At 40.9% G+C, this 13128-nt stretch carries 12 protein-coding genes and 1 other RNA gene; 3 read left to right on the top strand and 10 right to left on the bottom strand.

Going from position 1 to position 13128, the window contains the following annotated elements; translation table 11 throughout:
• The first annotated feature begins 110 nt into the window (after nucleotides 1–110).
• Both recA and G8D99_RS07120 read left to right on the top strand, forming a co-directional pair.
• Nucleotides 111–1154 carry a recombinase RecA gene (recA, locus tag G8D99_RS07125; RefSeq protein WP_166323915.1) on the top strand — a complete coding sequence of 348 codons (1044 nt, stop codon included), beginning with the start codon at nucleotides 111–113 and terminating at the stop codon, nucleotides 1152–1154.
• A 79-nt stretch (nucleotides 1155–1233) separates the two neighbouring features.
• Nucleotides 1234–1935, top strand: coding sequence for a regulatory protein RecX (locus G8D99_RS07120; RefSeq protein ID WP_166323913.1), 702 nt, complete (start codon nucleotides 1234–1236; stop codon nucleotides 1933–1935).
• Nucleotides 1936–2243: 308 nt separating this feature from the next.
• Here G8D99_RS07120 and ffs read toward each other — a convergent pair.
• Nucleotides 2244–2340, bottom strand: an RNA gene (gene ffs, locus G8D99_RS07115) — signal recognition particle sRNA small type.
• Nucleotides 2341–2640: 300 nt separating this feature from the next.
• On the opposite strand from ffs, the gene G8D99_RS07110 reads away from it, so the two are divergent.
• The gene (locus tag G8D99_RS07110; RefSeq protein ID WP_166323912.1) at nucleotides 2641–3483 is read left to right on the top strand and encodes a YbgF trimerization domain-containing protein; all 843 of its coding nucleotides are present in this window, start codon (nucleotides 2641–2643) and stop codon (nucleotides 3481–3483) included.
• A gap of 94 nt (nucleotides 3484–3577) precedes the next feature.
• Here G8D99_RS07110 and lpxA read toward each other — a convergent pair whose 3' ends face one another.
• From lpxA to uppS, 9 genes are read right to left on the bottom strand one after another with little or no spacing between them, the layout of a single operon-like run.
• Nucleotides 3578–4366 carry an acyl-ACP--UDP-N-acetylglucosamine O-acyltransferase gene (lpxA, locus tag G8D99_RS07105; protein ID WP_166323910.1) on the bottom strand — a complete coding sequence of 263 codons (789 nt, stop codon included), beginning with the start codon at nucleotides 4364–4366 and terminating at the stop codon, nucleotides 3578–3580.
• Nucleotides 4363–4848 carry a 3-hydroxyacyl-ACP dehydratase FabZ gene (fabZ, locus tag G8D99_RS07100; protein ID WP_166323908.1) on the bottom strand — a complete coding sequence of 162 codons (486 nt, stop codon included), beginning with the start codon at nucleotides 4846–4848 and terminating at the stop codon, nucleotides 4363–4365. The genes lpxA and fabZ overlap by 4 nt, the downstream gene beginning before the upstream one ends.
• A 2-nt stretch (nucleotides 4849–4850) precedes the next feature.
• The gene (lpxD, locus tag G8D99_RS07095; protein WP_166323906.1) at nucleotides 4851–5921 is read right to left on the bottom strand and encodes a UDP-3-O-(3-hydroxymyristoyl)glucosamine N-acyltransferase; all 1071 of its coding nucleotides are present in this window, start codon (nucleotides 5919–5921) and stop codon (nucleotides 4851–4853) included.
• 3 nt (nucleotides 5922–5924) lie between these two features.
• Nucleotides 5925–6422, bottom strand: a complete 498-nt coding sequence (locus G8D99_RS07090; protein WP_166323904.1) for an OmpH family outer membrane protein — start codon at nucleotides 6420–6422, stop codon at nucleotides 5925–5927.
• A gap of 28 nt (nucleotides 6423–6450) precedes the next feature.
• A complete protein-coding gene (gene bamA, locus G8D99_RS07085) occupies nucleotides 6451–8949 on the bottom strand; it encodes an outer membrane protein assembly factor BamA (RefSeq protein ID WP_196782903.1) in 2499 nt (832 codons plus the stop codon).
• Between the two features lie 42 nt (nucleotides 8950–8991).
• Nucleotides 8992–10347 (bottom strand): RIP metalloprotease RseP, encoded by a 1356-nt coding sequence (rseP, locus tag G8D99_RS07080; protein WP_166323902.1) that lies wholly within the window; start codon nucleotides 10345–10347, stop codon nucleotides 8992–8994.
• A 2-nt stretch (nucleotides 10348–10349) separates the two neighbouring features.
• Nucleotides 10350–11546 carry a 1-deoxy-D-xylulose-5-phosphate reductoisomerase gene (gene ispC, locus G8D99_RS07075; protein ID WP_166323900.1) on the bottom strand — a complete coding sequence of 399 codons (1197 nt, stop codon included), beginning with the start codon at nucleotides 11544–11546 and terminating at the stop codon, nucleotides 10350–10352.
• On the bottom strand, nucleotides 11547–12371 hold the full coding sequence (locus G8D99_RS07070) for a phosphatidate cytidylyltransferase (RefSeq protein ID WP_166323898.1): 825 nt from the start codon (nucleotides 12369–12371) through the stop codon (nucleotides 11547–11549).
• On the bottom strand, nucleotides 12371–13123 hold the full coding sequence (gene uppS, locus G8D99_RS07065; RefSeq protein ID WP_166323896.1) for a polyprenyl diphosphate synthase: 753 nt from the start codon (nucleotides 13121–13123) through the stop codon (nucleotides 12371–12373). Before uppS ends, G8D99_RS07070 begins: the two co-directional genes overlap by 1 nt.
• Nucleotides 13124–13128 lie beyond the last annotated feature (5 nt).

Here is a 13128-nt window from a genome sequence, read left to right as displayed (position 1 = left end):
CATAGAACCAAAGCCCTTTTTCTGTCACTATAAGCCCCGTGGACATGAGACTTAATTCAAGACATCCACTTAAGTTATTAGTGATATTACATCGTTTTTGAGGTTACGAGATGGATGAGAACAAAAGCAAAGCACTGAATGCTGCATTAAGCCAAATTGAAAAACAATTTGGTAAAAATTCAGTGATGCGTTTAGGTGACAACACGGTACAAGCGGTTGAAGCCGTATCAACTGGCTCTTTAATGCTTGATATAGCACTCGGTATAGGTGGCCTACCTAAAGGTCGTATCTGTGAAATTTATGGTCCTGAATCTTCAGGTAAAACCACAATGACACTACAAGCGATTGCTGAATGTCAAAAAGGCGGGGGGACTTGTGCCTTTATCGATGCTGAACATGCTTTAGATCCTCAATATGCACGCAAATTGGGTGTAGATATTGACAATCTTTTGGTGTCTCAACCTGACCATGGTGAACAAGCCCTCGAAATTGCGGACATGCTGGTACGTTCAGGTGCTGTGGACATGATCGTGGTCGATTCCGTGGCAGCACTAACCCCAAAAGCCGAAATTGAAGGCGAAATGGGTGACTCACACATGGGTCTACAAGCCCGTTTGATGAGCCAAGCTTTACGTAAAATCACCGGTAATGCAAAACGCTCAAACTGTATGGTGATCTTCATTAACCAAATCCGTATGAAGATTGGTGTAATGTTTGGTAGCCCAGAAACCACAACCGGTGGTAATGCACTCAAATTCTACGCTTCTGTACGTCTGGATATCCGCCGTATCGGTCAAGTCAAAGAAGGTGATGAAATCGTCGGTTCTGAAACACGGGTTAAAGTTGTGAAGAACAAAATGGCACCTCCATTCCGCGAAGCGATTTTCCAAATTCTTTACGGTAAAGGCGTAAATCATTTAGGCGAATTGGTTGACCTCGCTGTTTCTCAAGAATTGGTGCAAAAAGCAGGTGCTTGGTACTCATACCAAGGCAGCAAAATTGGTCAAGGTAAAAACAACGTGATCCGTCACTTGGAAGAACACCCTGAATTGGCCAAAGACCTTGAACGCATGATTCGCGAACAGTTATTGGTGACTGCAAATCCAGCACCTGCTGACGAAAAAGATGAAGAAGTTGATTTACTTGATGTTTAAGTCATGCAGCTTTAAATGATTCGATTTAAACTATAAACGCCCTACGGGGCGTTTTTTAATACTGGGTGTGTCTAAAACAATGTCTGAAGCTAAATTCCCGAAATTCATAGATTATGAGGCGTTGAAACGTCAATTTGGTGAGGATTGTTCATCAAGTGAATCTCAGCCATCATTACAAGCACAAGATTCGCTGATTTTTAATCATGATCGTTCATATACTCAAAAAGTAAAGCCTAATGCTTTGTATCGTCACGCACATTCAGGTGAAGTAAATGCAGATCATTTAGAAGCATCTGAGGATGATCAAGCAAAAAAGCACAGACCAGGACTCACGGGCACTCGCCTACGCTCTTACGCTTTTGCAGTACTCACCCGCAAGGAATACTCCAAACAAGATCTGATTGAAAAATTAGCACTCTATGCAGAACACCGGGATGAGGTGCTTGAACTAGTCGAAGAGCTTGCACGAGAAAATTACCAAAGTGACCAACGTGTTGCTGAAATGGTGGTGCGTAGTCAAATTCGTAAAGGCAAAGGTCCAAATCGAATCAAACTTGCCCTGAATGCCAAAAAAATTGATAAAGCGCTTGCTCAGAATGACATGCAAGACATTGATTGGTATGAACAAGCCTATCAATTAAAAGTAAAAAAATATGGTATTGAGGTTGCAACTGATCCCAAACTCAAAGCCAAGCAAATACGCTTTTTGCAATATCGGGGTTTTGAGATGGATGCGATTATGAAAGCCATTCGGAAAAAACCTGAGGATGAAGATTGGTGATTTTAAATTTTTATTTAAACTGATCTAAATATCTAAACTGTAAGATGTTAAATGAAAAATGATCTATTGTTTTTAGCCAAATATAGGCTTTGAAAGATTCACTTTTCTACACCCAACGCCTTACATGTAAATCAAAGTATTCTTCACAGCATAGATGAATAGGCCACCTAGATGAATACCGAATCATAAATCAGTAATGAATGTAGTAGCGATATAAAGAAATGAATTTAAGACCGAACTAGAAATAAGAGAGAAAATAAATGAGATGCTAAAAGCGATTATATTATTATTTTAAAAACTGGTGGCAACCCCACTAGCAAAACTTCGGCACATCATAGTTCTATTACCGTTGCTACCTTCCGGTCCTGGCGGGGTTCATAGAGTACAATTGCGAAGCCACCAGCGGGGCTACCATTACAAGGTGAGAGTATAGAGATTTTTTTTAATGATGCAAGTAACTTTTCTGATTTTATACAAGTCTTTCATTCGTTTGATTATTTAACATTCGATCTGTATTAAAAAGCGAAAATTAATCGCTAAACTATGTGAATCTTCACTTTAAATCTTTGTATAACAAGATTGTAAATACATATTGCAATTCAAGCCTATGCCGTTTTAAATGGAGTCAGTTTTTTTATTTTATGCAGAATCTAAGTCCCTCTGTACGGATTAGATTTTCCATCGTGTTAATTTGGATATATGATCATGCTCAACAAGCATAGCCTTATCACCCTTGCCCTGCTCAGCTCTACACAGGTGTTCGCTGTACCCATTGAATCGAATCGCCTGAGTGGTAATAGCTCAAATACAAATCCAGCCAATATCAGCGCAGCAGGTGCAAATTCAGCAGCGATTTCAAGCAATATGAATTGGGATTTATTGCAACAAAATCAACGCTTAGAAAATCAACTGCGTGAGTTACGTGGCAAAATCGAAGAACAAGACTACCAAATTGACCAACTCAACAAAGAACTCACTAACCGCTATACCGACCTCGATCAACGCTTAGAGCTTCTTCAACAAAAGATTGATCCTAGCGAAGAAGAACCACAAGCGGAAGGTGAAGCTGGTACAAATACAGCAACAGAGCCCACTAAAACGGCTGCCTCAAACCTGAGCCCAGAAACGACTACAGCAAGCAATCCTAGCTCGACCAATGCAGTTTCAAGCAATCAAGCCGAATTAGACAAGGCGGCTTATACCATTGCTCTGGATGCCTACAAACAAGGCGGCGCCAAGAAAGCCATCGCACCGATGCAAAACTTTATAAAAAATAATCCTAACAGTGTCTATACCGGAAATGCCTACTTCTGGTTGGCTGAGTTTAATCTAGCCATTGAGCCACCGAATTACACTGAAGCTAAAAAGAATTATGAAACCGTAGCAGCCAAATATCCTGATTCAGCCAAAGCACCACGTTCACTCTATCAACTGTATAGCATTGCTAAGGATGTCAATAAAAACACCCAATCTGCCGAAGTCTATAAAAAAAAATTGTTGAGCAGCTATCCACAGTCTGAAGAAGCGGGATACTTCAAACAAGGTTAATCCATTCAAATTGCTTGCTTGAGATATAAAAAAAAGACATCCTCGGATGTCTTTTTTATATGCCTGTTAGCATTTCAACATTGAATCTGATGACTTAACGTACAATACCACGCTTAGACGCTTGTAAAGAATCAATTAAACGTTGTGCTTCAGGTACTTCAGTTAAAATATCCTGTTGGATTTTTTCAATCGCCTGTTCAGTGGTTAAACCTGATTTATAAATCAGTTTAAATGCCTCACGTAAACCCACGATCACATTTTTAGACCAACCCTTACGACGCATACCTTCAACATTCAAACCAAATGCATGTGCAGGGTTACCTGATACCATTACATAAGCAGGAACATCTTTCAGAATGAGTGATGCCCCACCAATCATGCTATAAGAATCAATCTTACAGAATTGGTGAATCCCTGAGTTACCACCAACCACAACATAATCACCCACATGGACATGACCTGCAACACCCACATTATTGGCAAAAATATTATGATCACCAATGACACAGTCATGCGCAATATGGGTATTCACCATCAACAGGTTATGGCTTCCCACTTTAGTTAGCGATTGATCCTGAACCGTGCCACGATGCAAGCTAGAATGTTCACGAATTTTATTGTTGTCACCAATCTCAAGCCAGGTTTCTTCACCCGCATATTTAAGATCTTGGCAAACTTCGCCGACACTTGCGAACTGAAAGATTTCATTGTCTTTACCAATACGCGTATAGCCACCAATCACGACATGAGAATGCAGCACTGTACCCGCACCAATTGTGACGTGAGGTCCAATAATACAATAAGGACCAATTTTTACATCTGAAGCAATGACTGCTGAGGAATCAATGATTGCAGTAGAATGAATGAATTCGTTGTTACTCATGCCTGCTCTAATTTCTGGTGAGAAATGATAATTTCAGCGGTTGCTGCCGTAATACCATCAACACTTGCACTACAAAGATATTTGTAGATCCCGCGTTTTTGCATTACAAGTTCAGATTTTAGCACGAGTTGGTCGCCCGGAACGACTTGTTTTTTAAATCGAACCTTTTCCGCACCGGCAAACAAAAACAATGAGCCTGGTGTTGGTTTCTCATCATTCATGATAAAACCCAAAATACCAGAAATTTGCGCCATTGCTTCAACAATTAAAACGCCCGGCATAATCGGGTAACCCGGAAAGTGTCCTTGCATATATTCTTCATTGATAGAAACGTTCTTGTAGCCGACAATGCCATGTTCAGAAACTTCAGTGACACGATCTACCAATAAGAAAGGATAACGATGCGGAAGATATTCACGAATCTGTTCAATCTGCATAGGTAATTCAGGTACCGCGAAAGGTAGTGTTGTAGACTCAGTCATATTCATTTACGCAATTTTAAAGTTGATTCAATTGACTCAATTTGAGCCTGCATATGATCTATTTGTTTCACCAGCTTGGTCAATGGCACATCTGCTAATTGTCTTAGACGCACAACCGTGCGTTTCCATTTCGAATTTTCAAGCAAACCCATGCCTGAAGAATAGGTGCCAGGCTCTAAAATATTACCTGTGACCATTGACATTCCGGTAAGTGTCACATTATCTGTGATAGAGATATGTCCTGACACACCGCATGCGCCTGCAAGGATACAGTTTTTGCCAATCGTGGTACTACCCGCAATACCACACTTCGCTGCGATGGCAGTATTTTCACCGACACGAACGTTATGGGCGATTTGCACAAGGTTATCAATAATGACGCCATTTTCTAAAATCGTGTCGTCCAGTGCCCCACGGTCAATACTACAATTTGAACCGATCCGAACATCATGGCCAATGCGAACCGAACCCAATTGTGCAATGCGATTCCACTTACCCTGATATGGTGCAAAGCCGAAACCTTCGCCACCCACCACAGTATTGGCATGAATACGCACACGATCAGCAATTTTAGCTTCACCGGTAATGGTGACGTGAGAATCAATAAAGCAGTCTTTGCCAATTTCGACATGATCATCAATTTTGGTTTGAGACTGAATCACGGTATTGGCACCGATCACTACATTCTTACCAATCACCACGTAATGCCCAATGTAGACATCATCAGCGATCAAAGCGGAAGGATCAATTTGAGCTGTCGATTCAATCCCGCGCTGAGTGACTTTAGACTCAAACACATGGGTTAGAATCGCAAAGGCCAAATACGGATTATCAACAATAATAAAATTTTGATGGTTGCTCAGATGCTCACGCATAGCAGCAGTGACAATCAGTGCACCTGCTTGTGAGGCTTGTGCATCTTCGATATGTTTATCCCCATTTACAAACGCAATTTGATGCGCTTTTGCTTGAGGTAAACTTGCGAGACCATCTAAAAGTAGATGGTTTTGACCAATTGGCTCACCTTGAACAAGCTGAGCCAATTCATCGAGTTGAATCTGTTTGGATTTCATTGCTTATTTGATTGCATTAACCTTTTGAATCATTTTAGCAGTTAAATCGTATTTAGAGTCAAATGCTAAAGCAGCATTTTTATTCAAAACCATATCCAAACTTCCTTCTTGACGCAATTGTTCAGCAACTTGCTTCACACGACCATCAAAAATTTTGTTTGTACTTTGAATCGTCGATTGCACACGTGATTGAACACTTTGTTGAATCGTTTGAAATTCAGTCATTTTTGCTTGGTATTGGGTATTGATTTGTTGAACATTAGCACCCTTGGTTTGAGCACTTTTTTGCAATGCTTCAATTTCTTTACCAATTTGTTCGAGCTTGGTGGTTTGCGGTTTAATCGCAAGTTCTAGACTTGAATTTTGTTGCTTGAGGTAAGTACTCCCTTCAACTACTTTTTCCAAATCGACAAAACCATAGCCTGCCGCATGAACTAAACCTGTTAAACCCATTCCCAGCAATGCAAAAGCAATTTTAGTCTTCAACTTTATATCATCCATCTTTTAAACATTAATTAAGCGATCGTACTTAGAAGGTACGACCGATTTCAAACTGAATATTTTTGGTTTCATCACCCGGTTTATCATTGATCGGGTAAGCATAGCTCAGCGATAAAGGACCAATCATGGTAATCCAGGTAAAGCCCACACCGACGCTATAACGCATATTTTCGCCCGAGAAACCAAAGTCATCCTTACACTTCTGACGCTCTGAGTCTACTTTAGAGACATCACATTGAGTATCAAAGACCTGACCACCCTCAGCAAAGATCACAGGACGGACTTGACGCGCCCAATCGCCTTTGAATGGTACGGGTAATACCAATTCAGCACCAAATTGCACCAATGCATTACCACCGACTTCTTCTTGATAACGATAATCATCAGTCTTGCCTGCATTTTCTGAAGTCACACTGTTATAACGTGGACCTAGAGTATTATTATCAAAACCACGGACTGAACCATAGCCACCAGCATAGTAGTTTTTATAGAAAGGTAAATCATTACCGTAACCCAACTTACCATAACCGCGAATCACAAAATCTTTACCTATCGGGAATAACGCTTGAGCATCGTAGGTGATTTTTTGATATTCAACATCACTGCCTGGCAATGCAATTTCGGCATTAATACGGTGTGCCATACCTGCTGTTGGAAACATAGGACGGTTTAAAGTGTTATACGACCAACCCAAATTTAAGCTGTAAGTGAAAAATTCGCCTTCATACTGATCACCCAAAGTCGAATATCCGATATTTTTACCATCAGCATCCAAACACTCAAGTGTATTAGTGATTTCATTTAAAGTTTCATTACCTATACAATATTTAGAATCATGAATCGATTTACCACCATGAGAAGTCAGGTAATCACGAATATAGGTTGAAACATAAGGACCAGTAGTCACTTTAGTATTATCAACATTCAAGCCTGCACTGATGCTTTGGTTTTCATCAATTGGATAACCAAAGGTTAAGCCCCCACCAAAACTATCCGTCACATAGTCATTGACGTTGTAATCCTCGTCAAGCTTTGTTTTACGGTAATACAAGTTATATCCGCGGCTGACCCCATCAATGGTGAAGTACGGGTCAGTGACACTGAGGTTATAATAATCTTGCGTTTCTGAACGGGATAAATCAAATGAAACTCGGTTCCCTGTCCCTAAGAAATTGGTTTGGCTTAAACCTGCTTGGAAAGTAATACCACCATTTTGAGAATAACCAACAGCAAGCGTACTGGTACCTGAATGCTGTTCTTCAACATCTATATTTAAGTCAACCTGATCCAACGTACCCGGTACTCGAACATGTTTTACATCTACTTTACTGAAGAATCCCGTACGCTCTAAACGTATTTTAGACAACTCAATTTTTTCATTACTTGCCAATGCACCTTCCATTTGGCGCATTTCACGACGAAGTACTTCATCAGCCGTTTTGGTATTTCCTGAGAAGTTAATACGACGCACAGTCACTTGCTGACCTGGATTGATGTAGTAATTTAAATCAACCGTATTATTCTCATTATTGATTTCAGGAACCACATTGACTTCAGCATAGTAATAACCAGCATTACCGTATTTTCTCAATAAAAGCTGCTTAACCGCATTCACTTTTTCTTGAGAATACACATCACCATCTTTATACAGTTTCAGTGCTTCTAAGTCTTCAGTTTTATACAATGCATCACCTAAGAATTTAGACTCTGCAAATTTAAATTGATCACCTTCTTTAACCGATACTTCAATAAAGATTTTTTTCTTGTCTTCGCTAATATTCAAATTTGAGCTGTTAACATCAAAGTTGATATAGCCTTTATTTAAGTAAAGTGCACGTAAAGACTCGAGGCTCGCTGCCATTTTTTCACGTGCATAACGGTCATTACGTGATACAACTGACATCCAACCACTTTCTTTCAGCGCAAATGCTTGCTTGATATCATCATCTTTAAAAACAGTATTACCAATGATATTGATATCAAAAACTTTTGCCGATTTACCTTCATTGAAGTTGACATTGACTTCAACACGGTTATTGGGACGTGCCACAGTATCGACCGTCACATCCGCATCGTAACGACCTTGCTGAACATACTGCTGTTCAAGTTCAGTTTCCAATGTTTGTAATGATGCTTTGGTCAGGACTTCACCTTCAGCCAAGCCCATTTTCTTTAAGCCTTCTTCCAAAGCTTCTTTAGGAATCAGTTTATTACCCTTAAGATTAACCTTAGAAATAATCGGGCGTTCGACCACTTTAAAAACTAAAGTATCACCTTCTTGAGAGGCTTGAATATCATCAAAAGCATTTGAGGCATACAAAGCACGAATCGAATCTGCGATGACAGGATCGTTGATACGTGAACCGCTATTAATCGGTAACATCGCAAGTACATTGGCTTGCGATAAACGCACCAAACCCTCTACACGCACGTCCCGTGCGATAAACTCGTCTGCTGCATATACTTGTTGTACTGCCGCCATTGCGCTAACGAGTGCCAACGGCATAAATAAATGTTTGTGCTGCATGCCTATTGTTTTCCAGTAAGTTAATTATCCATCTAGGCGTTTTTATAAACGCATAAAATCATTGAATATTGCAAGGAACATCATACTTCCCAGCAACACCATACCAATTTTTATTCCAACTAATTGTATTTGTTCAGAAACAGGTTTACCACGAATCAATTCAATAATGTAGTAGACCAAATGCCCACCATCCAACATCGGAATAGGCAATAAATTCAAGATCCCCAAACTCACACTCATCAATGCCATAAAGGAAATAAAGGTTTGCCAGCCCATTTCAGCACTTTGACCCGCCACTTTTGCAATGGTAATAGGGCCTGATAAGTTATCTAGCCCGATTAAACCACGAACCATCTTGGTAATCGAGTTTAAAATCATGGCTGATAAGTTTGTTGTTTTTTCAACTGCAACCACGAATGCTTCAGCAGGATTATATTGAATCGTTTGTTTATACTGGTCTGGAATAGTGATTTGAGCGGTTTTTGCCTGAACACCGAGCATACCCGTGGTGTTACCCATATTGTCACGCTTGGCTTGTGGCATCACTTTTAATTGAACCATTTGACCCTGACGTAATACATCAATGGCAAGCAACTTCTCAGGTGAATGCTGAACAATATCAACGACATCAAACCAATCTTTAACCGCTTTACCATCAATGGCAATAATTTGATCACCCGGCTTCATGCCTTGACGAATCGCAGCACCATCAGCACTCAGCTGATCGACTACAGCTGAAATATGCGGACGATACGGTAAAAAGCCCAATACATCTAAAGCGGATTGGCTTTGATCTTTTAAGAAATTTTCAATGGGTAATTGGAATGTTTGCAGCTGACCATTACGATCAGCTTGGATTCGAATATGCCCCGTCTCACCGACACGATCAACCAACGCATAGTTGAGCTTTTCCCAATTCGGTGTCGAGGTCCCATCTACACTCACAATCTTATCGCCAGTTTGCATGTGCACAGCCGCCGCAGGCGTGTTTTCCATCACCTTGCCAACGCGAGTATTCAACTGTTCCTGTGCCGGTAATGCTAAAACCCAAAACAATAATACTGCAAAAATCAGGTTGATCACAGGCCCCGCAGCGACAATTGCAATACGCTTTAGAGGTGACTGACGGTTGAATGCATAAGGCAAATCCTCAACGCTCACATTGCCTTCACGCTCATCGAGCATTTTGACATAACCACCCAATGGTAATACGGAAAGCTGATATTGAATACCGGATTTTTTAGAGGTCCATTTTAAAATTGTTGGGCCAAAGCCAATGGAATATACCAAGACCTTTACACCTAATTTACGTGCCACCCAATAGTGACCAAACTCATGTATTGCAATGAGTGGCCCTAAGAGCAGGATCGCAGCAACAATAATAAAAAGAACACTCATGCTTACCTACTTAGTTGTGTTATACGTTGCGTGGCCACTTGTCGTGCTTGCTGATCAATGTTCAGAATGACATCCAATGCCTCTGCAGAAGCATTATCTATTTGATTTAACGTATGTTCAACTACTTCTGGAATATTTAAAAAGCCAATTTGCTGTTTTAAGAATGCAGCGACAGCCACTTCATTGGCTGCATTTAAAATCGCAGGCGCCAAACCACCTACTTGCATTGCTTGACGCGCCAACTTTAAAGCTGGAAAACGAGTAATATCAGGCGCTGTGAAATCGAGTTGAGAATGAGTGAACAAATCAAGCGGTGGAACATGTGTGGTCAATCGCTCAGGCCATGCCAATGCATGAGCAATGGGTGTACACATATCGGGATTACCCATTTGAGCCAAAGTTGAACCATCTACATATTGAACCATAGAGTGAATGATACTTTGTGGATGAACCACGACTGTAACAAAATGTTCTTTAATTGAAAATAAATGGCACGCTTCGATTAACTCCAAGCCTTTGTTCATCAAGGTTGCAGAATCGACCGAAATCTTTTGCCCCATGGACCAATTCGGATGCTTACACGCCTGAGCAGGTGTAACCTCCTTCAGCTGTTCAAGCGTATGATTTAAAAATGGGCCACCCGAAGCCGTCAGCAAAATTTGCTTAACCCCGAGTTGAGGTTCTTTATGAGTTTCGATTTGGAAATAATTTTGCGGTAAGCATTGGAAAATAGCGTTGTGCTCAGAATCTACCGGAAGCAATAAAGCATGATGATCTTTAGCGGCTTGCATCATGATGTCACCCGACATCACTAAGGCTTCTTTGTTGGCAAGTAATACCCGCTTACCCGCTTTCACTGCTGCCAAAGTCGGCAACAGACCTGCAGCCCCCACAATCGCTGCCATCACGACATCGACTTCTGAATGCTCTGCAACAGCAATTAAGCCTGCTTCACCAGATAAGATCTCAACGCCTTGAATATTTTTTTGTTTAAAAACGCTCTGAAGCTCATCCACTTTATGTGCAGGAACCACAGCGATTTTCGGTCGATACTGTTTGCATATTTCACTCAATGCATCGATACGACTATAAGCCGTGACCGCAAAGACTGAGTATTTGTCGGGATGTTGATCTAAAATTTTTAAGGTACTTTGACCAATTGAACCTGTAACACCTAATATACAAACAGATTGAGACATCTATAAATCTACACCAATAAGTTTTAAAACATACATTCCTGCTGCGAAAATTGGCGCGGCAGCAAGTAATGAGTCAATTCGATCTAACACACCACCATGACCCGGTAAAATACGACCAGAGTCTTTAATGCCTGCACGACGCTTGATCATCGATTCAAACAGGTCACCAAGCACAGAACTAAATACAGTAATGATAGATAAAATTAGGAAAAGAATATGTTGTGTTAATGAAAGGTTTAAATACAGCGATTGCACGCACACAATCACGATCGCAACGGTAACAATTCCACCGATCAAACCTTCAATGGATTTGTTTGGACTCACCTCGGGGGCAAGTTTACGCTGACCGAATTTTCGCCCAACAAAATAAGCACCACTGTCCGCACCCCATACCAACAGGAACAGATACATTAACCACCACGGTGAACTTGACCAAACATCAAAGATCGCAGTCACTGCAGCACTAATGAGCACCAAACCAATAATATTCAGACTTGGGTTATACCAACCATCATAAGCTGGATAACTTTTCACCCAAAATAAACTAATGATCCAGGTGATGATCGATGCACTCCACAGAATCAGTGCAAGATCATTAAAATACAGCGCAAGCCCAGAAAAGACAGCAGTTAAAACGCCAAAGCATCCTGCTTTGATTTTACTCACTGAAACAGATTGATGTGGCATGAGTTTAAACCACTCATAGCCTGCTCCCCCTGCAGCGACAATCATTAACACCAACATTGGATAAGATGATGTTGTACCAAACATGCAGCTCAGTACAACAGCGACCAAAACCAAGGCGGTAATTATCCGCTCTAACATTATTCGTTCTCTGTTTTCTCTTGTTGAATTTGCTCTGAAGTTTTACCAAAACGTCGTTCACGACCTCGAAATACATCGAAGGCATGATCAAGTTCTTGAATGGTAAATTCAGGCCACAAGGTTTGCGTAAAATAAAACTCTGCGTACGCCGCTTGCCACAATAAAAAATTCGAAATTCGATAATCACCACCGGTGCGAATCATCAGATCGACAGGGGCTAAATCACCCAAGCTCACATGCTGACTAAATACACTAGGTGTGATCTGCTCTACTTCAAGCTTTTCATCTTTGACCATCTGCGCAAGTGTTTGAGCAGCTTGGGAAATATCCCACATGCCACCATAACTCACAGCAATGGTCAGCGTCATATGGGTAAACTTAGCAGTCAATTCCTCAGCATGCAACATGAGTGCACGAAGCTTAGGCGATAAACGACTACGATCCCCGATAAAACGCAGTGAAATTTCGAACTTAATCATTCGAGGAATTTGCTCATGGATGGTTTCTTCCAACAACGCCATGAGTAAATCCACTTCATACTGTGGACGATTCCAGTTTTCACTTGAAAAGGCATAAACGGTTAAGGCTTTCACCCCAACTTTACGACAGTGTTCTACAATCGGGTCAAGGACGTTTTTCCCTTCACGGTGTCCATCACCCTTTTGCATTTGTTTCTTTTTGGCAAAACGATTGTTGCCATCCATAATGATGGCAACATGTTGAGGAATGGATTGATCTTCAGAAATGGTCATTCTGT

The organism is Acinetobacter lanii, assembly GCF_011578285.1.
Taxonomy (GTDB): Bacteria; Pseudomonadota; Gammaproteobacteria; order Pseudomonadales; family Moraxellaceae; genus Acinetobacter; species Acinetobacter lanii.
Note: the sequence above shows the minus strand (reverse complement) of the source record. Positions and strands in the feature narration are given on the sequence as shown.

Excerpts from the sequence above, each read along its gene's own strand:
- recA (WP_166323915.1), top strand. The coding sequence starts at position 111 with ATGGATGAGAACAAAAGCAAAGCACTGAATGCTGCATTAAGCCAAATT.
- G8D99_RS07120 (WP_166323913.1), top strand. The coding sequence starts at position 1,234 with ATGTCTGAAGCTAAATTCCCGAAATTCATAGATTATGAGGCGTTGAAA.
- G8D99_RS07110 (WP_166323912.1), top strand. The coding sequence starts at position 2,641 with ATGCTCAACAAGCATAGCCTTATCACCCTTGCCCTGCTCAGCTCTACA.
- lpxA (WP_166323910.1), bottom strand. The coding sequence starts at position 4,366 with ATGAGTAACAACGAATTCATTCATTCTACTGCAATCATTGATTCCTCA.
- fabZ (WP_166323908.1), bottom strand. The coding sequence starts at position 4,848 with ATGACTGAGTCTACAACACTACCTTTCGCGGTACCTGAATTACCTATG.
- lpxD (WP_166323906.1), bottom strand. The coding sequence starts at position 5,921 with ATGAAATCCAAACAGATTCAACTCGATGAATTGGCTCAGCTTGTTCAA.
- G8D99_RS07090 (WP_166323904.1), bottom strand. The coding sequence starts at position 6,422 with ATGGATGATATAAAGTTGAAGACTAAAATTGCTTTTGCATTGCTGGGA.
- bamA (WP_196782903.1), bottom strand. The coding sequence starts at position 8,949 with ATGCAGCACAAACATTTATTTATGCCGTTGGCACTCGTTAGCGCAATG.
- rseP (WP_166323902.1), bottom strand. The coding sequence starts at position 10,347 with ATGAGTGTTCTTTTTATTATTGTTGCTGCGATCCTGCTCTTAGGGCCA.
- ispC (WP_166323900.1), bottom strand. The coding sequence starts at position 11,546 with ATGTCTCAATCTGTTTGTATATTAGGTGTTACAGGTTCAATTGGTCAA.
- G8D99_RS07070 (WP_166323898.1), bottom strand. The coding sequence starts at position 12,371 with ATGTTAGAGCGGATAATTACCGCCTTGGTTTTGGTCGCTGTTGTACTG.
- uppS (WP_166323896.1), bottom strand. The coding sequence starts at position 13,123 with ATGACCATTTCTGAAGATCAATCCATTCCTCAACATGTTGCCATCATT.